Source organism: Streptomyces lasiicapitis (assembly GCF_014646335.1).
In the GTDB taxonomy this organism is placed as follows: Bacteria; Actinomycetota; Actinomycetes; order Streptomycetales; family Streptomycetaceae; genus Streptomyces; species Streptomyces lasiicapitis.
Map to the genome: position 1 here is coordinate 195,135 of NZ_BMNG01000013.1, position 23,220 is coordinate 218,354.

Sequence of the window (23,220 nt, forward strand, 5' to 3'; positions counted from 1 at the left end):
CCGATCGGCAAGAAACAGGCCTCTGACCTGCGATGACGCAAATTACTTCGAGGAGGGGCCCACCTCGAGCGTGATCGTCGAGCCATCCTTCGGCTGCTTGACGATCTTTATCCGGGTGTTGGTGTCAGTGACCTTGACACTTCCCGTGGGGTTCTCCGCGTACCAGTAGGTGCCCTTGCGGTCGTCGAAGACGGAGACACCCTTCTTCGACTTGATCTTGAGGGCGACGTCGGCGTTGTGAAGGGTGAACGCGTCCGTCGCGTACTTCGAGAACGGCGCGTCGAACGGCTGGATCTTGTTGCGCAGGAGCGAGCCGTCCTTCCACTTCATCGGCTTGGCGTGGGCGTCGACCGGGAGGATCAGACCCTTGCCGGGGTGCTGGCTGACGTTGTTGTCCTTCTGGGAGGTGTCCCACTGCCAGACCATCAGGCCGGTCTGGTACGGGTAGTGCTCGACCCAGTCGGGACGGGAGGCGGAGAAGCCGAAGTTGTACGGGCCGACCTTGAGGGTCTTGTCGTACGACACGTACTGGCGGTTCTCCGCGAGGTAGTACTGCTCGTACTGCTTGGTGAAGGACTCGCCGATGCGCGAGAAGCCCTTCGTCCTCCAGCCGTTGTCGTCGCCCTCGGCGCCGTCCTCGACCAGCTTGGCGCCGTCCGCGGTCAGCGTGATCGCGTCGGCGGTGAAGCCCTTGAGGGCGGTGCCGCCGTCGGTGGCGTAGCGGAAGCGGACGTCGATCTTCTTGCCGGCGTAGGCGTCCAGCGGGAAGACCAGCTTCTGGTACTTCGTCGAGGAGCCCGTCAGCGCCGGCTTGTCGCCCGCGTCGCGGGTGATCTGCTTGCCGTCGGCCGTGCCGTCGACGGGCGTCCAGTTGGCGCCGGAGTCGGTGGACACCTCGGTGTAGAGGTAGTCGTAGTTGGACTCGATGTCCCACCAACCCTGCAGGGAAAGCTCGGCCTTGGACTTGCCGGTGAGGTCCACGCTGCGGGTGAGCGTGTTCTTCAGGTCGTCGTCCTGACCGCTCCACCACTGCTTGGTGCCCTCGGCGGGCTTCACGACCGTCGTGGTGACCGCCTTCTTGGGCAGGTCGACCAGGAGGGCCTGGCGGTGGCGGGTGTTGTACTCGGACACGCCGAGCTTGTGCTCGGACGTCGTCGCGGCCTTCGCCTTGGCGTAGTCGAGCCAGCCGAGCTGGAACTTGTCCCAGGCCGTCATGTCGCCGGGCAGGTCACCGATCGCGTTCTTGCCGGTGCCGAGCCAGGAACCGGCCGACATCAACGACCAGAAGCCGACGGAGTTCTCGGCCTTGCCGGTGGTGTCGTACAGGTCGGGCAGACCGAGGTCGTGGCCGTACTCGTGGGCGAAGACGCCGAGGCCGCCGTTCTCCGGCTGCATCGTGTAGTCGCCGACCCAGATGCCGGAGTCGCCGATCTGGGTGCCACCCGACTTGTTGTCGGACGGTCCCGTCTTGCCCGCGTCGTTGCCGTACGCGTACCAGCGGTGCGCCCACAGGGCGTTCTCGCCCTCGGCGCCGCCGCCCGCGGACTCGTCCTCGCCCGCGTGCACGATCTGGAAGTGGTCGATGTAGCCGTCGGGCTCGTTGAAGTTGCCGTCGCCGTCGAAGTCGTAGCGGTCCCACAGGTCGTACTTGGCGAGGTCCGCCTTGATCTGCGCGTCCGTGCGGCCCTTGGCCTTCTGGTCCTTGACCCAGGCCGTCGTGCCGTCGCGCACCGCGTCCCACACGTTGGCGCAGTTGGTGTCGCCGCAGTAGTTGGAGCCGTAACGGGCCTCGTTGTAGTCGACCTTGACCCAGTCGGAGACTTCGCCGTCGACCGAGTAGCGGCCGGAGGAGGTCTTCTCGTAGTACGTCTTCAGCGAGTGCTTGGGCTTGCCCTTGGCGTCCTTGCCCTCACCGAAGTACAGGTCCTTGAAGTGCTTCTGGTTGTAATCCGCCTGCCAGGCCGTGCTGTTGTCCTTCGCACGGTCCGGCTTGGCTATCTTGTTGTGCGCGGGGCCCGCCTTGCCGCCGTACTTCTTGACCGGCTGCTCGGGTCCGTCGGGACCGTCGGGGTCGTACATGGTGGTGTCGTCCACCTTGTCCCCGAACTCCACCAGGATCGTGAAGATCTTGTCGGTCTTCTCGCGGCCCAGCTCGACGTACTTCTTGTCGTCGAGCTTCACGACGTTGGAGCCGCCGCGCTTCTGCACCTTGGCGTCGCCCGCGACGACCTGCTCCAGGGCGGCCTTGCGCTGCTGGGCCTGCTGCTTGCTGAACGGCCCCTCGAGGTCGTGGTCGACGTGGGCCTTGGCGTCCGCCGGGTCTCGGCGGTCGATTCCGGACGCGGGCGCCTTGCCGCCGCTTCCGCCGTCGTCGGCAGCCGCACTTCCGTACGCCGAGAACGTCGCGGTCGCCGCCGCGAGGGCCACCGCGGCCGCGGTGGCTCTGAACGTCCGTCTTTTGATGGTCACTTGATGCTGTTCCTCCCCCGCGCCCGCACTACGGACCGAAATTTCCCGGTCGAGGAGGTCCGCGCGCGATATGCGCGTCACAAGTGACGACATTCGACCGGAGAGAGGGGAGAAAAGACAGACCTTGACTTGAACAGGCCAAGTGCTCTATGCGGCCTCGACCGTCCGTCATGCGAACGCGGCCACGATGGCGCGAGGCGGCGCACCCGGGTCGCCCGCGGTCTCCTCAACGGGCGCGCCGCACCGTCCAGTTGGCGGGACGCATGAATCCATGCGCCCCCTGTGCACCGGCACCGTGGGTTAGGTCACGCTTACCGCACGTTCCCGTCGGGCATGCAGGCGAATAGAGTCATTTCGACGGTGCGCACGGGTACTCGGCGAAGCTTCCAAGTCGCCACCTTTGAGCACCCTTTGATTCGTATACGTACATATCGTCTCGCAGCGTCTAGATCTTCTCGACCGTCTCGATCGTCTCGACCCTCTTGACCGCCTTGATCTTCTGCGACTTGCTGAATCCCCCGCACCGCTGTCCCGAGGACGGATCACGCCATGCCTCGCCCCATGCCTCGTCCGACCGTCGCACAGCTCGCCTACGGTTCCGCGACCGTCATCTGTTCCGCGCTCGCCATGCTGCTGCTCTCCCAGGCCGGTTCGGTGGCCGGAATCGCGGTCATCGTCTTCGCCGCGTTCGGCCTCGGGCTGCTCGTGGCGTTCACGGTCCCGTTGCCCAAGCCGGCGCCGGAGCCCGTGGCCGCTCCCCTGGAGGAGCGGATTCCCGTACAGCGCACGGTCATCGCCTCCGAGTCCTTGCCCGCGGCCGCGCCCGCCGCGGTACACCACCCCGTACGCGAACCGGCGGGTCCGTGACGCCCCACGTGCCTCGCACGTGACGTCGACGAACCCGCCGGAGGTACCGCCCGGCGCCGCCGCAGCGCCGGGCCATAGCCGTGTTCGGCCTCAATTCACGGTGACCACCACGGTCTTGGCCGCCTTGTCGTGCAGGCCCTGTTTGTACGGCTTGTCGAAGAAGCTCCAGCCGCCGCAGATGGCCGTCCAGACGCAGGCGCAGCAGAACGCGAACGGCAGCCACAGGACCGCGGCGCGCACGAGCGCCGTCTGCAGGGTCGGGTTGGCGCCGTCGTTCAGGTTCGCCACCCGCAGGCCCAGCCACTTCTTGCCCAGCGTCTGGCCCGTCTTCGAGATCAGATAGCTGTCGTACGCCATGTAGAGCACGGCGGCGAGCAGTCCCTGGCCGAACGACTTGCCCGCCTCGATCTTGTCCGGGTCCAGGTCGTACTCGTTCGTCCGGAACAGCAGGGTGAGCAGCCAGACGACTACGCCCACCAGGAGCATGTCGATGATGCGGGCGAGGACGCGTTTGCCGCTGTCCGCCAGCGGGGGCATCCCCGCGAGGGGGTCCTGGCCGCCGGGTCCGCCCCCGTAGGGGTCGCCTCCGTAGGGCGGGGGCGGGGTGCCGCCGCCGTAGGGGTCGCCGGGGCCCGGCGGGGGCGGCTGCTTCTTGAACGGGTCGTTGTCGTCCGGGTCCGGGGGGCCGGGGTATTGCGGCGGTTCGGTGCTCATGGGGTGAGTGCACCTCGAAGTGGGGGCTTGCGCGAGTAGCGGGCGGCTGTCCGGGTGACCCGGCTGGGAGCTCCCGAAACTGGGGGCTCCGCCCCCTGGACCCCCGATCGGCCTGAACGGCCTCGTCCTCAAACGCCGGACGGGCTATTTCCCACCCACCCGCCCAAACTTGCACGACGGCACGCAGCCGGCACTACCAGCCCGTCCGGCGCTTGAGGACGAGGCGCGGAGCGCCGACAGGGGGAAAGGGGCGAAGCCCCAGACGAGGAGCGGGGGTCCAGGGGGCGGAGCCCTCTGGGGGCTAGCCCGCGACGAACGTGTTGGCGGCCTTGTCGTGCCAGCACTGGCGCCACGGCCGGTCGAAGAGGCACCAGACCACGCCCACCACACCGATCAGCAGCACACCGGGGACGCTGTAGACAAGCCACCGCTTCAACGCCGCCCCGAACGACGGCGCCGCATGCTCCTCGATGTCCCGCACCTCGACCCCGCACACCTTCTTGCCCAGGGTCCGCCCCCACTTCGCGGTGGGCACCGCCTCGTACAGGACGCCGAAGACCAGCAGGACCCCGAGCACGATCCCCAGGTAACCCGCCGTCGTGCCGTCGAGCAGCCACACCGTGACCTTCTCGCCGGACAGCTTCGCCGCGTCGATCTTGCTGTCGATGTGGTCCGCGGCCCGCGTACCGAGCGGCAGCGCCGCCCCGGCGGTGACGGCGGCCAGCACGACCGTGTCGATGAGCCGCGCGGCGAACCGCCTGCCGAGCCCGGCGGGCCGAGCCGACGCCTGCGCCTGCGCCACCGCCGCGAAGGGATCCGCGGCCACCGGCTTCCACGGCAGTACGGGCCCCTCGCCCTGCGGCGCCGACTGCCCCTGCGGGGGCGTGCCCTGACCGGGCGACTGGGCGAGCTGGTGCACCTGCTGCGCCCACGACGCCGACCCGCCCCCGGGCCCCGACGTCACCGGCGACGCCCCGGCCCCACCGGGAGCACCGGAAGCACCGGCCTGCGGCGGCACGGCCTGAGAAGGGGCACCGGCCTGCGGCGGCACAGCCTGGGAAGGGGCAGCGGCCTGGGGAGCCGCGGCTTGGGGAGGCGAAGACTGCTGGAACCCGGCCTGCGGCGGCACCCCACCCTGCACACCACCCTGCTGCTGCGGCACCGCAGGCGCCGCCTGAGCCGCCGCCGCAGGCGAACTCGCCGCGGAGGGCGCCGACTTGGGCCGCAAGGCCCGAATCGCCATCGTCCCGTCCGTGCCACCGTCCGCGTCCGGCGTCCCGGACCCCGCCGGCTTCACCGGCCCCGCCGGCCGCCGGAACGTCACGGTGCCCTCACCCGTGGTGGGCCTCGGCACCCCGGGCTTGACGGCCCGGATGGTCACCGTGCCGGGACTGTCGCCCTCGGCCGGGTCCGGCCGGTCGCCGGGCGCCGGAGCCTGCGACTGTTGCCCCGGCTCCTGCCGCGCAGCGGGCTGCCCTTGCGCGGGCACGCGCCGCGCGCCGCTCTCGGCCGCACTCCCCGCGTCCGCTCCCGGGGACGCCACCGCGCCGGGCGCCGCCCCGTCATCGGCCGACCGCGGGTCTCGCGGATCACGCGGGTCCGGCTGGCCGGGCGCACCCCACGACACCCACTGGTCCCGCTCGCCGCCGAGCCCGGTCTGCCGGGCCGAGTCCGCCTGCCAGGCCGAGGCGGGCTCGGGCCTGGCCCCGTGCTGCCCGGCCGCCGCCGCACCGGAGTCGGCGGCGGGCGTCGCCCCGGTCTCCTCGGGGCCGATCTGCGTCACCCCGCCCGGCTCCTCGTCGAAGAACACGGGACCGGTCTCCTCCGCCACCGCGGGCGCAGCGGAACGCGGCGGCGCGGGCAGCGGTTCACCGTCGGACGGCGCCGGACGGCTCGTGCCCGGCACCCAGGCCGCGCCGTTCCAGTACCGGACATATCCCGGAATGGACGGATCGGGGTAGTAGCCTTCGCGGGGCCTGTCGTCGCCGGGGGCCGGGGTTGGGGCGCTCATGTCCGTCGTCCCGTATCTGCTCGGGGGTCTTGTAAGGCTCCACATCTATCAGACCTGCGCGCCCCGTCGGGCGGCTCCCGCCGCACCACCCCCGTCCGTGCACGGTTCCTCCCCGTCGTACGAACGCACACTGCCGACCCTCGCGACCCGCTCCGGAATCGTCCGGGAAGCCGGTCCGAAAAAACTTCCGCGAAGTCGCGTAATGATCGGCCGCCCACGCGCTCTGACTCTCTGCGGGCCTGATTCCAGGCCCCGTACACGGACCTGCTCGCCCGGGTCCGCGTACGCCGCAGCGAGAAAGGAAGCGCAAGCGACATGCACACCGTGGTGGAACGCGAGCTGGAGCTAAAACTCGTCCTCTCGCCGGAACGGTCGATCCCCGTCCCGGCCCGGCTCAGCTACCGCACCGACGATCCGTACGCAGTCCACATCTCCTTTCACATCGGGTCCGAGCACCCCGTGAACTGGACGTTCGCCCGCGAGCTCCTGGTGGAGGGGGTGTTCAGGCCGTGCGGCCACGGCGATGTGCGGGTGTGGCCGACGAAGGTCGAGGGGCGCTCCGTCGTCCTGATGGCGCTCAGCTCGCCCGACGGCGACGCGCTCCTGGAGGCGCCGGCGCCCGCCGTGTCCGCCTGGCTGGAGCGCACCCTGCGGGTGGTCCCTCCGGGCTCTGAGGCCGAGCAGCTCGGCATCGACGACGGCCTGGCCGAGCTGCTCGCCCCCACACCCGGCCGCGCGGACGACCTGTGGCTGCGCGACCCGTGGCCGAGCGACGAGTCGAAGGACGGTGAGTGAGCACTAACGACACGGGGGGTCAGAAGAGCTTGCCCGGGTTGAGGAGGTGGTGCGGGTCGAACGCGGCCTTGACGGCGCGCTGCATCTCCACGCCCACCGGTCCGAGCTCGCGCGCCAGCCACTCCTTCTTCAGGACGCCGACGCCGTGTTCACCGGTGATGGTGCCGCCGAGTTCGAGGCCGAGGGCCATGATCTCGTCGAAGGACTCGCGGGCGCGCCGCGACTCGTCGGGGTCTGCCGCGTCGAAGCAGACGGTGGGGTGGGTGTTGCCGTCGCCCGCGTGCGCGCAGACCCCGATGGTCAGGCTGTACTTCTCTGCGATGCGCTCCACTCCTTCGAGCATGTCGCCGAGCCGGGAACGGGGTACGCAGACGTCGTCGATCATCGTCGTGCCCTTCACCCCTTCGAGGGCGGTGAGTGACAACCGCCGCGCCTGGAGCAGCAGTTCGGACTCGGCCGCGTCCTCCGCCGGGACGACCTGGGTCGCGCCCGCGGCCTCGCACAGGGCGCCGACGGCAGCGAGGTCGGCGGCCGGGTCCGGGGTGTCGAAGGCGGCCAGGAGCAGGGCCTCCGTGGTCTCCGGCAGGCCCATCTGGGCCAGGGCGTTGACGGCGCGGATCGTCGTACGGTCCATGAGTTCGAGGAGGGACGGCACGTGGCCGCCTTCCATGATCCGGCACACGGCGTCGCACGCCTCGGCCGCCGAGCCGAACTCGGCTGCCAGGACGAGCTGTTGGGGCGGTTGCGGCTTCAGCGCGAGGATCGCGCGGACGACGATGCCGAGGCTGCCCTCCGAGCCGACGAAGAGGCGGGTGAGGTCGTACCCGGCGACGCCCTTGGCCGTGCGGCGTCCGGTGCTCATCAGCCGCCCGTCGGCGAGGACCACGTCGAGGCCGAGGACGTACTCCGCCGTCACCCCGTACTTCACGCAGCACAGGCCGCCGGAGGCCGTGCCGATGTTGCCGCCGATGGTGCACGTCTCCCAACTGGAGGGATCCGGCGGGTAGTAGAGGCCGTGCTCGCCGACGGCGCGCGAGAGCGTGGCGTTGACGACGCCGGGCTCGACGACGGCGATCCGGTCGACGGGGCTGATCTCGATGATCCGGTCCATCTTGACGAGCGACAGGACGACGCAGCCGTCGCTCGCGTTCGCCGCGCCGGACAGGCCCGTGCGGGCGCCCTGCGGGACGACGGGCACGCGCAGCTCGGTGGCCGTGCGCATCACGTGCTGCACCTGCTCGACGGTGCGCGGCAGGACCACGACGGCGGGGGTGCCGGCCTCGCAGAAGCTCGCCATGTCGTTCGCGTACGAGGCCGTGATGTCCGGGTCGGTGAGGACCGCCTCGGCGGGGAGGCCTGCGCGGAGGCGGTCCACGAGGGTCGCGGGGTCCGCGGGGTCCGCGGCGACGTTCCCGGCGGGGGTGTCCGGCGTGCTGTGCGTGCCACTGCTCATGATCACAGCCTCGCACTCGGGGCCATCGGTGTGAACCCGTGTGCGACGCCGTTCGCGTGCCGGGACGCACTCTTCGTATTGACGCACAGTGAGCGCCATGGAGACCGAGGAGAACCCGCAGGCCGCGGCCGCTTCGCCGCCCCCGTCGCAGGCGTCGGGGCGGCCTGCCGCGCAGAGCTCGGGGGTGCCCGCCGCGCAGGGCTCGGGGCTGCCCGCCGTGCAGAGCTCGGACGGCCGGATTCCGCGGCGCTCGCGGACCTCGCTCGGCGGTCCGGGGCCGCGGTCCCCCCTGGGCCCGCGCCGCTCCCCCGTCGTGCGGCGCGCGCTGATCGCCGCCGTCGCGGGGTGTGCCGTTCTCGGCGGGGTGCTCGTGCTGCTTCCGGACGGGGGCGGGGATTCGGCGCCGCCCGCGCTCGGGCCCGCCGGGCGGGCGATGGCCGCGGTGGGGGCGGGGGCGCCGGCCGCGCTGCCCGATCTCGCGGTGCTCATCGGTGAGCGCGAGGCCCAGGTGCGCAGGCATCCGCTGGACGACGAGTCGTGGGCGGTGCTGGGCTCCGCGTACGTCGAACGGGGGCTCAGGACCGCCGACTCCGCGTACTACCCGAAGGCCGAGCACGCGCTGCGTACGTCCCTGAAGGCGCGGCCCGAGCGGAACCTCCCCGCCCTCACCGGGCTCGCCGCGCTCGGCAACGCGCGGCACGACTTCCGGGCCGCGAAGAAGTGGGGCGAGCAGGCGGTGCGGCTCGCGCCGAAGCGGTGGTCGGCGCATGCGGCGCTGCTCGACGCCTATCGGGGGCTCGGGGACGCCAAGGGGGTCGGGCGGGCGCTCGAACGGGTGCGGGAGTTGCGGTCGGGGGCGGCGGTGCGGGTGCGGGCCGGGGCGGTGTACCGGGACCGGGGGTGGCGTGAGGACGCGGCGGCGGCGCTCTCGGAGGCGGCCGCGCTCGCGACGAGTCCGGCGCAGCGGGCGGCCTGCCTCTACCAGGTCGGGGAGTTGGCCTGGGAGCGGGGCGAACCCGGCGACGCCCTGCGCTACTTCGACGCCGCGCTGGCCGCCGACCCCTCCCACCACCCCTCGCTCGCCGCCAAGGGCCGCGCCCTTGTGGCCCTCGGCCGCACCTCGGACGCGTTGCGCGCCTATCAGGGCGCGCTGGCCCGGCAGCCCGCGCCCGAATACGCCCTGGAGTTGGGCGAGTTGTACGAGTCCCTGGGCCTGCGGCCGGCCGCGCGGGCGCAGTACGACCTGCTGCGGGCGCGGGTGAAGCAGGCCGGACTCGGCGGCGTGAACGACGAACGCGTACTAGGCCTCTTCGAGGCGGATCACGGGGACGCGGAGGCGGCGGTACGACGCCTGACCGCGGAGTTCAAGCGCCACGGCAGCCCGGAGAACGCGGACGTGCTGGGCTGGGCGCTGCACCGCTCGGGGAAATCGAAGGCGGGCCTGAAACACATCGAGACGGCCGTGAAGAAGGGCCCTCGCAGCGCCCTCTTCGCCTACCACCGAGGCGAGATCGAACGCGAACTCGGCCACTACGGCGCAGCCCGCCGCCACCTGAACGAGGCCCTGCGCATCAACCCGCACTTCTCCCCCCTGGGAGCCCCCGCCGCCCGGGACGCCCTGGAGGCACTGGGCGACCCCCCGTCGGGCGGCCCGGCCGAGGTCTACCCCCCACACCCCATCCCGGCAAGCGAACGCACCCCGACCCGCCCACCCAAGCCCAAGCGAAAGCCGTCCCCCAGCGTTCGGTGAACGGGCGGGCGGATGTCTCCCACCCACCCACCCGCAGACAAAGACCCGCTCAGAGGTTGCCGCGCTTCTCCTGCTCGCGCTCGATCGCCTCGAACAGCGCCTTGAAGTTGCCCTTGCCGAAGCCCATCGAGCCGTGCCGCTCGATCATCTCGAAGAAGACGGTCGGCCGGTCCTGGACCGGCTTGGTGAAGATCTGGAGCAGGTAGCCGTCCTCGTCGCGGTCGACGAGGATCTTCTGCTCGCGCAGGGTCTCCACGGGCACCCGGGTCTCACCGGCCCACTCGCCGAGGGTGTCGTAGTAGCTGCCGGGCACGTCGAGGAACTCGACACCCGCGGCCCGCATGGCCTTCACGGTGGCCACGATGTCGTTGGTGGCGAGCGCCATGTGCTGGACGCCGGGGCCGCCGTAGAACTCGAGGTACTCGTCGATCTGCGACTTCTTCTTCGCGATCGCCGGCTCGTTGATCGGGAACTTGACCTTCTTGGTGCCGTCCGCGACGACCTTCGACATCAGGGCGCTGTACTCGGTGGCGATGTCGTCGCCCACGAACTCCTTCATGTTCGTGAAGCCCATGACCTTGTTGTAGAAGGCGCACCACTCGTTCATCTTGCCGAGCTCTACGTTGCCGACGCAGTGGTCGATGGCCTGGAAGGTCCGCTTGGCGGGGGGCTCCACGATCGGCTGCGCGGGGACGAAGCCGGGCAGGTAGGGGCCGTCGTAGCCAGTGCGCTCGACGAGGGTGTGGCGGGTCTGGCCGTACGTGGCGATGGCGGCGCGTACGACGGTGCCGTGCTCGTCCTTCGTCTCGTAGGGCTCCTCGAGGCCGGTGGCGCCGTGCTCGACGGCGTAGGCGTACGCGGCGCGCGCGTCCGGGACCTCGATGGCGAGGTCGACGACACCGTCACCGTGCTCGGCGACATGGCCCTCGAGGAAGCGGCCCCAGTCGGTGGAGGCCTTGATGACGGAGGTGAGGACGAAGCGGGCGGCACCGCTCTCCAGCACGTAGCTGGCGGTCTCGCGGCTGCCGTTCTCCGGTCCGGAGTAGGCGACGAGCTTCATGCCGAACGCCGTGGAGTAGTAGTGCGCGGCCTGCTTGGCGTTGCCCACGGCGAAGACGACCGCGTCCATTCCCTTCACCGGGAAGGGGTCGGCCTCGCGCGCGGTTTCGGGGGTGGTGTGTGTGGTCTGAGTCATAGAGGGAGGCTCCCGCCGAACCACAAGATGCGCAATAGTTCGCGTATTCACTGAGCAATCTGCCCAGCATTCGACCCGAAGCAGCGGGCGTTCTGTACACGATGCTCATTACGGAGGCGGCATGGCGATCGATCATCTGGACGGCAGGCTCATCGTGCTGCTCGCGCGCGAGCCGCGGATCGGCGTCCTGGAGGCGTCCCGGCGCCTGGGGGTGGCGCGCGGCACGGTGCAGGCCCGGATGGACCGGCTTCAGTCGAACGGAGTCATCCGCGGCTTCGGCCCGGACGTCGATCCGGCGGCGCTCGGCTATCCGGTCACGGCGTTCGCGACGCTGGAGATCAAACAGGGGCAGGGCGCCGACGTACGGGCCCATTTGGCGACCGTGGCCGAGGTCCTCGAACTGCACACCATCACCGGCCACGGCGACATGCTCTGCCGTCTGGTGGCCCGTTCCAACGCCGATCTCCAACGTGTGATCGACCGGGTGGTGGGTTTTGATGGCATCGTCCGGGCCTCCACGGCGATCGTCATGGAGAACCCGGTCCCGCTGCGGATCATCCCCCTGGTGGAACAGGCGTCCGACGACACAGGACCTGGGTAGAGACGACGGGTACGGCACGCGGCTGCCGGGAGACTCCCGGTGCCGTCCGAGCGCTCTCGGCGAGGTGAACGGCACGGATGAACTTCTGGGACTACCTCGGCAACCGCCATCAGCAGTTGCTGACGGACGCCTTCCAGCACGCAAGCGCCGTCTTCCAGTGCATGGTGGTGGCCACGGCCATCGGCGTGCTGATCGGCGTCCTCACCTACCGCAGCGAGTGGGCGGGCAATCTGGCCACCACCGCGACCTCCACGATCCTCACCATTCCGTCGCTCGCCATGATCGGTCTGCTGATCCCCGTCGTCGGCCTGGGTGTCGCGCCGACGGTGACGGCCCTGACCCTGTATGGCCTGCTGCCGATCGTGCGCAACTCCATCGTCGGCCTGCGCGGGGTCGACCCGACCCTGGTGGACGCCGCGAAGGGCATCGGCATGTCGCGGGTGCACCGTCTCGTACGGATCGAGCTGCCGCTCGCGTGGCCGCCGATCCTGACCGGCATCCGGGTGTCCACGCAGATGCTGATGGGCATCGCCGCGATCGCCGCCTACGCCTCCGGGCCCGGCCTGGGCAATGAGATCTTCCGCGGCATCGCGTCCCTCGGCAGCAAGAACGCGCTCAACCAAGTGCTCGCGGGCACGCTGGGGATCGTCGTCCTGGCGCTGCTCTTCGACGCCGCGTACGTCCTGATCGGCCGGCTGACGATTCCGAGGGGTATCCGTGTCTGAGACGTCCGAGACGAGCACCACCACCACTGTTCCGGAGGAGGCGCCGAGCCCGCACGCCACCACCGGCGCGACGATCGAGCTGGAGCACCTCACCAAGCGCTACCCGGGCAGCAGCGACCCGGCCGTGGACAACGTGAACATGGAGATCAAGGCGGGCGAGATCGTCATCTTCGTGGGCCCCTCGGGCTGCGGGAAGTCCACCACGCTGAAGATGATCAACCGCCTGATCGAGCCGACCAGCGGCCGCATCCGCATCAACGGCGAGGACGTCACGGACATCGACCCGGTGCGGCTGCGCCGCAAGGTCGGCTACGCGATCCAGTCCTCGGGCCTGTTCCCACATATGACGGTCGCTCAGAACATCGCCCTCGTACCGAAGATGACCGGCTGGGGCAAGCAGAAGATCAAGGCGCGGGTGGAGGAGATGCTCGACCTGGTGGGCCTGGACCCCGGCGAGTTCCACGGCCGCTACCCCCGCCAGCTCTCCGGCGGCCAGCAGCAACGCGTGGGCGTGGCAAGGGCGTTGGCCGCCGACCCACCCGTCCTGCTGATGGACGAGCCCTTCGGCGCGGTCGACCCGATCACCCGCGACCACCTCCAGGACGAGCTGATCCGCCTCCAGCACGAGCTGCACAAGACGATCGTCTTCGTCACGCACGACTTCGACGAGGCCATCAAGCTGGGCGACCGCATCGCCGTCCTGCGCGAGCGCTCGCACATCGCCCAGTTCGACACCCCCGAGGCCATCCTCACCAACCCGGCCGACGACTTCGTGTCCGGGTTCGTGGGCGCGGGGGCGGCCCTGAAGCGGCTGAACCTGACGCGCGTACGCGACGTGGAGATGGCGGACGTACCGACGGTGACCGTCGACGACCCACTCCAGACGATCTTCGACAAGCTGCGCGCGAGCGGCACCAACGAACTGCTCCTGCTCGACAAGCGGCGCCGCCCCTACAAGTGGCTGCGCCGCGGCGACCTGATGCGCGCCAAGGGCTCCCTGGCCCGCGCGGGCACCCTCGTGCACGACACGGTGACCCGCGACGCGACGCTGCGGGACGCCCTGGAGGCCGTACTCACCGACAACGCCGGAAGGGTCGCCGTCACCGGCCGGCGGGGCGAGTACACGGGCGTCGTCGACATGGAGACGCTGATGAACTCCGTGCAGGAGATGCTGGAGGCCGACCGGCTCGAAGCCATGGAGCACCAGCACGAACTGGAGGAGCAGCGCGCCCAGTTGACCCACCAGGAGCAGGAGGGTCACGCAGGGGAGGCGAAGGCGTGAGCCCGACCCCCGGGGGCGAACCCCGCATCCCCGAACGCAGACCCGCCGCCAAGGTCCCCGCGCGCCCGCGGGGCGAGCACGAGGTCAAGGGCCTGGCGTTCCGCGACGACGGCGAGGCCGAGCAGGAGGCGCCCGCGCCGCCGGTGGCCGCGCGGCAGCCGCGCCGCATCACCTGGCAGAAGCTGACGATCCTGCCCGCCGTGCTCGCGGCCGTCCTCCTCGCCACCTGGCTCTGGTTCGAGCAGGCCGACCTGGACTCGATCTCCGAGAACGCGCTGTCCAACGGGCAGGTGGGCAAGGCGCTGCGCCAGCACATCGAGCTGACGGCGATCTCCACGTTCTTCGTGCTGATCATCGCGATCCCGCTGGGCATCCTGCTCACCCGCGGCGCCTTCCGCAAAACCGCTCCGGTGTTCATGGCCCTTGCCAACATGGGCCAGGCGACCCCGGCGATCGGTCTGCTGGCCCTCCTCGTCATCTGGATGGGCATCGGCGAGAAGGCGGCCCTGACGGGCATCATCATCTACGCCGTCCTGCCCGTGCTCTCCAACACCATCGCGGGCCTGCGCGCCAACGATCCCACCCTCCTGGAGGCCGCACGCGGCATCGGCATGTCCCAGCTGGGCGTGCTCGCCAAGGTCGAACTCCCGCTCGCCGTACCGCTGATCCTCGCCGGTGTGCGCACCGCCCTGGTCCTGAACGTGGGCACGGCGACGCTCGCGACCTTCGGCGGCGGCGGGGGCCTCGGCGTCCTGATCACGACGGGCATCACCAACCAGCGCATGCCGGTCCTGATGCTCGGTTCGATCCTGACGGTGGTCCTCGCCCTGCTGGTGGACTGGCTGGCCTCCCTGGCCGAGCTGGTGCTCAGTCCGCGCGGCCTGGAGGTGCGGTCATGAGGCTCGTGATGCGTACGCGTACGAAGGCGCTCGCGGCCGTGGGCGGGGTGCTGCTCGCGGCCGCCGGGTGCGGTCTGACCAGCGGCTCGCCCATGGTGGACGACGTGAAGCCCGGCATCGTCGGGCAGGGCAAGCCGCTGGAGGGCGCCGATCTCACCGTCACCTCCAAGGAGTTCACCGAGCAGCTCATCCTCGGCGCGATCATGGGCATCGCCTTCCAGGCGGCCGGCGCGGACGTCCTCGACCGGACGGGCATCCAGGGTTCCATCGGCGCGCGCGAGGCCGTCAAGGGCGGTGACGCGGACGCCATGTACGAGTACACGGGCACCGCGTGGATCACCTACCTGGGCAACTCCGACCCCATCCCGGACGCGCACCAGCAGTGGGAGGCCGTGAAGAAGGCGGACGCGAAGAACGGCGTCTCGTGGCTGCCGCCCGCCTCCCTGAACAACACCTACGCCCTGGCGATGAACGAGTCCAACTTCAAGAAGTACGGCACGAAGACCCTCTCCGACGTCGCCGCCCTGTCGAAGTCCGACCCGAAGGCGGTCACCCTGTGCGTGGAGGGCGAGTTCGCCAACCGCGCGGACGGCCTGCCCGGCATGCAGAAGAAGTACGGCATGAAGCTGCCCACCGGGAACATCACGCAGATGGACACCGGGATCATCTACACCCAGGCCCAGAAGGGCAGTTGCACCTACGGCGAGGTGTTCACCACCGACGGCCGCATCAAGGCGATGAACTTGACGACGATGGCCGACGACAAGCACTTCTTCCCCATCTACAACGCCGCCCCCGAGATCAACAGCAAGACCCTGAAGAAGCACCCGGAGATCGCGGAGGTCCTCGCCCCCATCACCAAGAAGCTCAACAACAAGGTGGCGCAGGAGCTGAACGCGAAGGTGGATGTGGACGGGCAGGATCCGCACGGGGTGGCGCTGGACTGGATGGTGGAGGAGGGGTTCGTGAAGGAGTAGACGGGCCACTGGGCCTTCGGCCGTCTGCCTCTCAACATACAAAGATTCCGTTGCAAAGAAACCGTTGCAACGGAGTCTTTGCATGCGTACGCTGCTGAGCATGACGGAGAAGGAACAGTCGCCCGAGGAGGCGGCGTCGGCCCGGAAGGTCCTCCACCTCGACCCGCGCTCGCTGCGCGGAATCGCGCACCCGCTGCGGATGCGGATCCTCAGGTCGCTGCGCATGGACGGCCCCGCGACGGCCTCCCAACTCGCCCAACGCATGGGCGAGTCGAGCGGAGCCACGAGCTATCATCTGCGCCAGCTCGCGGAGTACGGCTTCGTGGAGGACGACCCGGAGCGCGGCAAGGGGCGGGAGCGGTGGTGGCGCGCCGTCTATGAGGGCACGCACGTGGGCGACGATCTCAGCCGGGACGCGGACCCCGAGGTGCGCGGCGCCTACAGCACCTTCATGCACGAGCACGCGACGAACCACGCCGAAGAGACGTCCACCTGGATCGCCACCGGACACGAGTGGTCGCGGGACTGGGTCGAGAGCGCGGACATCAGCGACTTCACGCTGCATCTGACGCCCGACCGCGCCGCGGAGCTCAAGGCGAAGATGCACGAACTCATCGAGGGATACCGGGCGTTGGCACCGGAGGACGGCACCCCGGACGCCGCCAAGGTCCGCGTGCACACCCACCTGATCCCCACCCGCCACACGGACTGAGGAGGCACCCGCGCCATGCACCCCGACGCACATCTGTACGTTCACCATGCCCGCGCGGCGGAACTACAGCGCGCGGCGCCCGCCCGGCGACCTCCGCGCTCCCCGATCCGTACTCAACTGGGCTGGACCCTGGTCGAGTTGGGCCTCCGGATGGTCAGCAGCTCGGGACCTTCTCGCCCTTCTGCAGGGCTCGCAGCGCGTCGACCGTACTCGCCAGCGTAGTCACCGGGACGAGCCGGAGGCCCTTGGGCTTCTCGGCCTCGGCGTCCGAGCACTCGGCCTCGGGGACGAGGAAGACCGTGGCGCCGTCGCGGGCCGCGGCCTGCGTCTTCATGGAGACGCCGCCGACCGGGCCGACCTTGCCGCTCGCGGAGATCGTGCCGGTGCCCGCGATGGTGCGGCCGCCGGTCAGGTCGCCGCCGCTGCCGTCGCCGTCGCCGTCCAGCTTGTCGATGACGCCGAGCGACAGGAACAGGCCCGCGCTGGGCCCGCCGATCTTGCCGAGGTCGGCCTTGACCTTGATCTTGTCGGTGCCGTCCACGCCGTTCGCCCGCAGGTAGCGGAGGGCCGCCTTGGTGGCGTCGTCCTGCGATTCCCGCATGTCGCCGAGGTTGTGCTCCTCGACTTCCTTGACGTTGTCGCCCTCCGGGTAGACGGAGTCCTTCGGCATCACGGCCCGGTCCGTACGGAACCAGCCGTCGATGACGTCGCCGAGCCGCACGTCCATCTGCGGGCCCGTGGCCACGATGGTCGTCATCCGGAGCTCGCCCTCGGTCTTCCGGGTGGGCGCGCCGCTGATCGTCAGGACCTGCTTGCCCTTGTACTCCCCCAGTACGTCAGCGGTGCCGCCCGGCTGGGCGACGGCGAACGGGAGCGGGGCGAGGGCGGTGACGCCGAGCAGGGTGACGACGGGCACGGCGGCGACAGCCAGGGCCTGGGGGCGGCTCAGACGAGCGAGACGAGACAGCACGCGTCCAATCTAACGCGAGGGGAGATCAAGCCCGTCCGGCGATTGAGGACGAGCAGGCCGAAGGCCGCGATCGACGGCGCGCGGGCGCGGCCTCAGCGCAGCGCGTCTGCTACCTCCCGGGCGGCGTCCACGACTCGCGGCCCCACCCTCTCCGGTACGGAGTCCGCCAGCATCACCACACCCACGCTCCCCTCTATCCCGGTCACCCCGACCAAGGGGGCGGCGGCGCCACTCGCACCGGCCTCCAGCTCGCCGTGGGTGAGGGCGTACCCAGGATCAGTCACCTGCCCCTGCCGGGCGGCGAGAATCGCCTTGCCCGCGGCGCCCCGGTCGAGGGGGTGACGGAACCCCGTCCGGTACGCCACGTGGTAGTCGGTCCAGGTGGGCTCGACGACGGCGACGGCGAGTGCCTCGGTGCCGTCGACGAGGGTGAGGTGCGCGGTCGCCCCTATGTCCTCGGCGAGGGAGCGCAGGGCGGGCAGCGCGGCCTCCCGGACGAGCGGGTGGACCTGTCGGCCGAGCCGCAGGACGCCGAGTCCGACGCGGGCGCGGCCGCCCAAGTCCCGCCGCACGAGGGCGTGTTGCTCCAGGGTGGCGAGGAGGCGGTACACCACGGTGCGGTTCACACCGAGCTTGTTGGACAGCTCGGTGACGGTCAGGCCGTGGTCGGTGTCGGCGAGCAGCTTGAGGACGCGCAGTCCTCGGTCGAGCGTCTGAGATGTCTCCGCGGTCACGACGCCCACTCCTTTAGTGGTGAGGGTCGACGGCCCCCTCTGCGGCGGGCACCGGCTGCGCTCCGCGGCGGCGCTGCCACGGGGCGTTGTGTAGCGGGGACAGTAGCGAGGGCGTCCCGCTCAGCGGAAGACTCCGTCCAGAATCCGGTCAAGGGGAAGGAAAGAGCGACCGGAATACCCCGATACGTCCCGCCGTATATGGACGCAGCGCGCACAGTGTCTGCACGTGGAGCGCACGATTCCTTACGGGACGTACGCAGGACGGACGGTGACGCGCTGGGCCCGCCTACTGGCGGGTCACTTCATGCGCGTCGCCCACTCCTGGACCTTCGCGACGCGCTGGCGGAGCTGGCCGGCCGTGGCCTCCGCGCTGGGCGGCCCGCCGCAGGTGCGCCGCAGCTCGGTGTGGATCACGCCGTGCGGCTTCCCGCTCTGGTGGGAGTACGCGCCGACCATCGTGTTGAGCTGCTTGCGCAGTTCGAGCATCTCCTTGTGGGAGACGACGGGCCGCCGCTCGGCGGGGATCTCCAGGAGGTCGGCCTCCTCGGCAGGCTTCTTCTTGCTGTGCGCGATCTGCCGGGCCTGCCGCTTCTGGAGCAGCATCTGCACCTGGTCGGGTTCGAGCAGCCCGGGGATGCCGAGATAGTCCTGCTCCTCCTCACTCCCCGGGTGCGCCTGCATGCCGAACTCGGCGCCGTCGAAGAGCACCCGGTCGAAGACGGCGTCGGACTCCAGGGCCTCGAAGGAGAACTGCTCCTGCTCGCCGGTGTCCTCGTCCTCCTGGCGGTTGGCCTCGTCCATCTCCTGCTCGGACTCGGCGTACGGATCCTCCTCGCCCTGCTTCTTCGGCTTGTCGAGCACGTGGTCGCGCTCGACCTCCATCTCGTTGGCGAAGCCGAGCAGGTCGGGGACGGTGGGCAGGAAGACGGAGGCGGTCTCGCCGCGCCGCCGTGAACGTACGAAACGGCCCACGGCCTGGGCGAAGAACAAGGGCGTGGAGATCGTCGTCGCGTACACACCCACCGCGAGCCGCGGCACGTCCACGCCCTCCGAGACCATCCGCACCGCGACCATCCACCGGTCGTCGCTGCCGCTGAAGTCGTCGATGCGCTTGGAGGCACCGGCGTCGTCGGAGAGCACCAGAGTGGCCTTGGTGCCGGTCAGCTCGCGGATGAGCTTGGCGTAGGCGCGGGCGGAGTCCTGGTCGGAGGCGATGACGAGGCCGCCGGCGTCCGGAATGGCCTTACGCACTTCGCTCAGGCGCTGATCGGCGGCCTTGAGCACGTTCGGCATCCAGTCGCCGCGCGGGTCGAGCGCGGTGCGCCAGGCCTGCGAGATGGCGTCCTTGGTCATGGGCTCGCCGAGCCGGGCGGCGATCTCGTCGCCCGCCTTGGTGCGCCAGCGCATGTTGCCGCTGTAGGACAGAAAGATGACGGGCCGCACGACACCGTCGCCGAGGGCGCTCCCGTACCCGTAGGTGTAGTCGGCGGCGGACCGCCGAATCCCGTCATTCCCCTCCTCGTACGCCACGAAGGGGATCGGGTTGGTGTCGGACCGGAAGGGTGTGCCGGTGAGCGCGAGCCGCCGGGTCGCGGGCTCGAACGCCTCCAGGCAGGCCTCGCCCCAGGACTTGGAGTCACCGGCGTGGTGGATCTCGTCGAGGATGACGAGGGTCTTGCGCTGCTCGACGCGGTTGCGGTGCAGCATGGGGCGTACGCCGACGCCGGCGTACGTCACGGCGACGCCCTGGTACTCCTTGCTGAGCGGGCCCGCGCTGTACTCGGGATCCAGCTTGATCCCTATCCGCGCGGCCGCCTCGGCCCACTGCTTCTTCAGGTGCTCGGTGGGCGCGACCACGGTCACCTGCTGCACCACGTGGTGGTGCAGGAGCCAGGACGCGAGCGTCAGCGCGAACGTCGTCTTGCCGGCACCGGGCGTGGCGACCGCGAGGTAGTCACGCGGCTGCTCCTGGAGATAGTTCTCCATCGCCCCCTGCTGCCAGGCCCGCAGCTTGCTCGCGGTGCCCCAGGGGGCGCGGCCTGGGAAGGCGGGGGAAAGGTGGTGGGACGAGTGTGACGAGGAGGCGGCGGTGGTAGTCACGGTCTCCGGTTCGTTCGGGCTCGGCGGCACGGCTACGTATGACAACCGGGCCACCTTACCGGTGCGACTCCGGGGGCGTCGGGTCGACGACCCCGGGGGCGGGGCGGGTGGGACACGTCTCACACCGGGAAGCGCTATCGCTTTCCCCCAGCCCACCGGCACCCTCCCAGCCCACCCCGGCTGGCTTTCAGCCCGTCCGGCGCTTGAGGACGAGACGCGAAGCGGCGATACGGCGGGGTCCTGACCCACCCGCCCGGGACCTCCACCCTTCAGCCCGTCCGGCGCTTGAGGACGAGGCGCGGAGCGCCGATCAGCGGGGGTCCAGGGGGCGGCAGCCCCCTGGTTACGGGAAGGGGTGCCCGCGCGCGGAGCGCGCTAATGGACGCAGTGGGGGCTACGCAGCCGCGTCCCCAACCACGCCCCGGCCAGCGCGACCGCCGCCATCGGCAGGAACACCGCCGTGAAGGCAGCGGGGTGAGAGCCCGCCACCTCGGCGGTGTGGCCGGCACCCGCCATCCCCCCACCGAGCGCGGCGAACGCGGCGCCGCCCCCGGCAAGCAGCAAGCTGTTGGACAACCCGTCGGAAATCTGAAGCGCAGCAGAGTTCGACCCCGCATCCTCGGGCGGCGAAAGCCGAAGCAACAGCACGCTGGTAGAGGCAATCACCATGCCCATGCCGAGGCACCCGAAGGCCCAGGCAACGGCGATGGTCCACACCGGAACGGCGTCGATGAGAACACTCGGCGCGGTGGCGATGGAAGCGGCCACAAGAACCATGCCGCTGACGACGAGCTTCTCCCGATGCGGCTCCATACGGGGCCGCGACTGCACGTACGACCCAAGAGCCCACGTCGCACCGCCCGAAGCCAACGAGAGCCCGGCCAACGTCGGGGACAGCCCACGCTCGGTGACGAGCATCAGCGGCACGAAGGACTCGGCGGCGATGAAGGACCCCGCGGCGACGCCGCGAAGGAGCACGACGGAGGGCAGCCCGCGCGCAGCCCGGTAGGTGCCGCGCGGCAGCAGCCCGAGCACGGCGGGCACGAGGACGACGGCGCCGACCACGGCGGGGAGCAGGGACAGCCAGCGCAGATCCTGCCCGGCGTACTGAAGCAGCCCGGCACCGAGCGAGATGCCGAGAGCGAGACGGATCCGGCGCCGATCGAAGGCCTCGACGGGGGCGTCAGGATCAACCGGCCCCGCAGCCGTCCGCCGTATCGCGGGCAGGGCGAGGGCGAGCGGGACGGCGACGAGTGCGGGGATGCCGAGGAACACCCAGCGCCAGCCCGCGTGTTCGGTGACCGTGCCGGCGATCAGCGGCCCGATCACCGAGGGTATGACCCAGCTCGCGGCGAACGCGGCCAGGATGGACGGCCGCAGCGCCTCCGGGTAGGCCCGGCTGACGACCACGTACAGCGCCACGATGACGAGCCCGCCGCCGAGCCCCTGCACCGCGCGCCCCAGGATGAACTGCCACATCGCCCCCGCGGTCCCCGCGAGCAGCAGCCCCGCCGCGAACGCCCCGATCCCGGCGGCCAGCGCCCCCAGCGGCCCGCGCCGGTCGGCCCACTGCCCCGAGAGCACCATCCCGAACAGGCTCGTCGTGAAGTACGCGGAGAACGCGAAGGCGTACAGCGGAATCCCGTCGAGCTCCCGCGCCGCGACGGGCATGGCCGTCCCGACGGCGGTCGCCTCGAAGGCAATGAGAAAGACGACCGACACGATCCCGATGCTGAGCGCCCGATACGGCTTCCCGAGCACCCCGCCCACTGGCTCCTCGTCGAGCACGGAGGCCGCCTCCGGGGCGGCCGAGGCGATGGCGACGTCGGCGTCGCGGGGGTCTCGGGAGTCTCGGGCAGTCATAGGGGCCAGAGTAGGAGCGCCGACCGACACCGTGCCCCTGTCTGCGGGCGGGCTGTTGATCGTCCCTTGGTCTTAGGCCCACCTACCCGGTGTGGGCGACGCCCTCGACCCCCGTGTCTCCGCCACCCCCACTTCCGCCGCCGCTCCCGTCCGTGCCCCCGGACCCCGTCCCGTCCTCCGACCAGTCCAGGAACCTCTTGTACGTCTCCTTGCCGGTTCTGCCCTTGTCCCAGGTGACCGTGAGGGTGTTGCCGCCGGGGAAGATCAGGTCGCCGTAGATCTCCTTCTTGTCGCGTTCGCAGAGGAGGCCTATGCGGTAGCTGCGGCCCGGTTCGATGACGCGGCGCAGGCCGGTGCAGCGGCCGCCGTCGAGGAGGGACACCGACGCCTTCTTCGGCTTTGTGCTGTCGGGGCTGTCGCGGAGTCCGAGGATGCCGCCGCCCGGCTTCTCCGAGCGCCAGAAGCCGACGAGGGTGGTGCCGGTCGGGCCGCCGCCGCTGGGTTCCTCGGACTCCTCCGTGCCGTCGTCGGGGTCGGCGTACGGGTTGTCGTCCGTGTCGCCCGAGGATTCCGGGCTGGGCGTCGGGGTCTCCCGCGGTTCGGCTCCCGCCGTCGCGCTGTCGCTCGGCTTCGCCTGGGGCTTCTTCGACTCGTCGTCGTCCCCCTGGCCCACCGCGAACCACACCCCGCCCGCCACCACCGCCATGGCCAGCACGGCCGCCCCAACTATCAGTCCTGTCTTGCGCTTTGGGGGCGGAGGGGGTGGGGGCGGGTATCCGCCGCCGTACTGCGGAGTGTGCGGTGCGTACGGTGCGTACGGGGTGGGTTGCATCGGCTGCGCCGGCTGTTGCGGCTGCGCGTACGGGTTGTCCGTCGTGCCGTACGGGCCCTGCGGCGGCGCGTACGGACCCTGCTGCGGCACTCCGTACGAACTGTGTGGCGCGCCGAAGCCGCCTCCTCCTCCGCCCTGCCACGGTTGCGGCTGCGGCTGCGGCTGCGGCTGGCCGGGCTGTTGTCCCGGCGGCTGCGTCATCTGTGGTTCCTCCCCCGTTGCTCAGTCAACAGACGCTCCAGCCAAGTCGCCCACGCATGTGCGTTGCAAG

The 23,220-nt window shown here is 70.6% G+C and carries 19 protein-coding genes; 9 read left to right on the forward strand and 10 right to left on the reverse strand.

The features are described 5' to 3' along the window. Positions 1–42 precede the first annotated feature (42 nt). A complete protein-coding gene (locus IEY91_RS28170) occupies positions 43–2,469 on the reverse strand; it encodes an immune inhibitor A domain-containing protein (protein WP_164324528.1) in 2,427 nt (808 codons plus the stop codon). Between the two features lie 561 nt (positions 2,470–3,030). On the opposite strand from IEY91_RS28170, the gene IEY91_RS28175 reads away from it, so the two are divergent. Beyond that, positions 3,031–3,336 carry a hypothetical protein gene (locus tag IEY91_RS28175; protein ID WP_189176142.1) on the forward strand — a complete coding sequence of 102 codons (306 nt, stop codon included), beginning with the start codon at positions 3,031–3,033 and terminating at the stop codon, positions 3,334–3,336. A gap of 90 nt (positions 3,337–3,426) precedes the next feature. Here IEY91_RS28175 and IEY91_RS28180 read toward each other — a convergent pair whose 3' ends face one another. Both IEY91_RS28180 and IEY91_RS28185 read right to left on the reverse strand, forming a co-directional pair. After that, complete coding sequence (locus IEY91_RS28180) at positions 3,427–4,050, reverse strand: RDD family protein (RefSeq protein ID WP_189176143.1); 624 nt, start codon at positions 4,048–4,050, stop codon at positions 3,427–3,429. Between the two features lie 301 nt (positions 4,051–4,351). Continuing rightward, complete coding sequence (locus IEY91_RS28185) at positions 4,352–6,061, reverse strand: RDD family protein (protein ID WP_189176144.1); 1,710 nt, start codon at positions 6,059–6,061, stop codon at positions 4,352–4,354. A 315-nt stretch (positions 6,062–6,376) separates the two neighbouring features. Between IEY91_RS28185 and IEY91_RS28190 the strand changes: the two genes are divergently transcribed. Continuing rightward, complete coding sequence (locus IEY91_RS28190; RefSeq protein ID WP_164324520.1) at positions 6,377–6,856, forward strand: SsgA family sporulation/cell division regulator; 480 nt, start codon at positions 6,377–6,379, stop codon at positions 6,854–6,856. Positions 6,857–6,875: 19 nt separating this feature from the next. On the opposite strand, the gene IEY91_RS28195 is transcribed toward IEY91_RS28190, so the two are convergent. Then, positions 6,876–8,309 (reverse strand): FAD-binding oxidoreductase, encoded by a 1,434-nt coding sequence (locus IEY91_RS28195; protein ID WP_229697270.1) that lies wholly within the window; start codon positions 8,307–8,309, stop codon positions 6,876–6,878. Positions 8,310–8,406: 97 nt separating this feature from the next. Here IEY91_RS28195 and IEY91_RS28200 point away from each other — a divergent pair, with 97 nt between their 5' ends. Continuing rightward, positions 8,407–10,059, forward strand: a complete 1,653-nt coding sequence (locus IEY91_RS28200; protein WP_229697271.1) for a tetratricopeptide repeat protein — start codon at positions 8,407–8,409, stop codon at positions 10,057–10,059. A gap of 49 nt (positions 10,060–10,108) precedes the next feature. On the opposite strand, the gene hppD is transcribed toward IEY91_RS28200, so the two are convergent. After that, positions 10,109–11,254: a 4-hydroxyphenylpyruvate dioxygenase gene (gene hppD, locus IEY91_RS28205; RefSeq protein WP_164324515.1), complete on the reverse strand. Its 1,146-nt coding sequence runs from the start codon at positions 11,252–11,254 to the stop codon at positions 10,109–10,111. Positions 11,255–11,375: 121 nt separating this feature from the next. Here hppD and IEY91_RS28210 point away from each other — a divergent pair, with 121 nt between their 5' ends. The 6 genes from IEY91_RS28210 to IEY91_RS28235 all read left to right on the forward strand — a co-directional run bounded on the left by IEY91_RS28210 (position 11,376) and on the right by IEY91_RS28235 (position 16,450). Beyond that, complete coding sequence (locus tag IEY91_RS28210) at positions 11,376–11,855, forward strand: Lrp/AsnC family transcriptional regulator (protein WP_030358359.1); 480 nt, start codon at positions 11,376–11,378, stop codon at positions 11,853–11,855. 77 nt (positions 11,856–11,932) lie between these two features. Next, positions 11,933–12,580, forward strand: a complete 648-nt coding sequence (locus IEY91_RS28215; RefSeq protein ID WP_164324512.1) for an ABC transporter permease — start codon at positions 11,933–11,935, stop codon at positions 12,578–12,580. Then, a complete protein-coding gene (locus IEY91_RS28220; RefSeq protein ID WP_373288028.1) occupies positions 12,573–13,862 on the forward strand; it encodes a betaine/proline/choline family ABC transporter ATP-binding protein in 1,290 nt (429 codons plus the stop codon). Before IEY91_RS28215 ends, IEY91_RS28220 begins: the two co-directional genes overlap by 8 nt. After that, positions 13,859–14,761, forward strand: a complete 903-nt coding sequence (locus IEY91_RS28225) for an ABC transporter permease (protein ID WP_373288029.1) — start codon at positions 13,859–13,861, stop codon at positions 14,759–14,761. The genes IEY91_RS28220 and IEY91_RS28225 overlap by 4 nt, the downstream gene beginning before the upstream one ends. An 8-nt stretch (positions 14,762–14,769) precedes the next feature. Beyond that, positions 14,770–15,738 carry a glycine betaine ABC transporter substrate-binding protein gene (locus tag IEY91_RS28230; RefSeq protein WP_189176233.1) on the forward strand — a complete coding sequence of 323 codons (969 nt, stop codon included), beginning with the start codon at positions 14,770–14,772 and terminating at the stop codon, positions 15,736–15,738. Positions 15,739–15,838: 100 nt separating this feature from the next. Then, complete coding sequence (locus IEY91_RS28235; RefSeq protein WP_164324509.1) at positions 15,839–16,450, forward strand: ArsR/SmtB family transcription factor; 612 nt, start codon at positions 15,839–15,841, stop codon at positions 16,448–16,450. Positions 16,451–16,604: 154 nt separating this feature from the next. On the opposite strand, the gene IEY91_RS28240 is transcribed toward IEY91_RS28235, so the two are convergent. From IEY91_RS28240 to IEY91_RS28260, 5 genes are all read right to left on the reverse strand, one after another. Continuing rightward, positions 16,605–17,420: a S16 family serine protease gene (locus tag IEY91_RS28240; protein WP_189176145.1), complete on the reverse strand. Its 816-nt coding sequence runs from the start codon at positions 17,418–17,420 to the stop codon at positions 16,605–16,607. A gap of 92 nt (positions 17,421–17,512) precedes the next feature. After that, entirely contained in the window at positions 17,513–18,154 is a 642-nt protein-coding gene (locus IEY91_RS28245; RefSeq protein ID WP_164324507.1) for an IclR family transcriptional regulator, read from the reverse strand. A gap of 297 nt (positions 18,155–18,451) precedes the next feature. Continuing rightward, entirely contained in the window at positions 18,452–20,254 is a 1,803-nt protein-coding gene (locus IEY91_RS28250; protein WP_189176146.1) for a DEAD/DEAH box helicase, read from the reverse strand. A 375-nt stretch (positions 20,255–20,629) separates the two neighbouring features. Continuing rightward, positions 20,630–22,117: an MFS transporter gene (locus IEY91_RS28255; protein ID WP_189176147.1), complete on the reverse strand. Its 1,488-nt coding sequence runs from the start codon at positions 22,115–22,117 to the stop codon at positions 20,630–20,632. A gap of 82 nt (positions 22,118–22,199) precedes the next feature. Further along, a complete protein-coding gene (locus IEY91_RS28260; protein ID WP_189176148.1) occupies positions 22,200–23,150 on the reverse strand; it encodes a hypothetical protein in 951 nt (316 codons plus the stop codon). Positions 23,151–23,220: the final 70 nt, after the last annotated feature.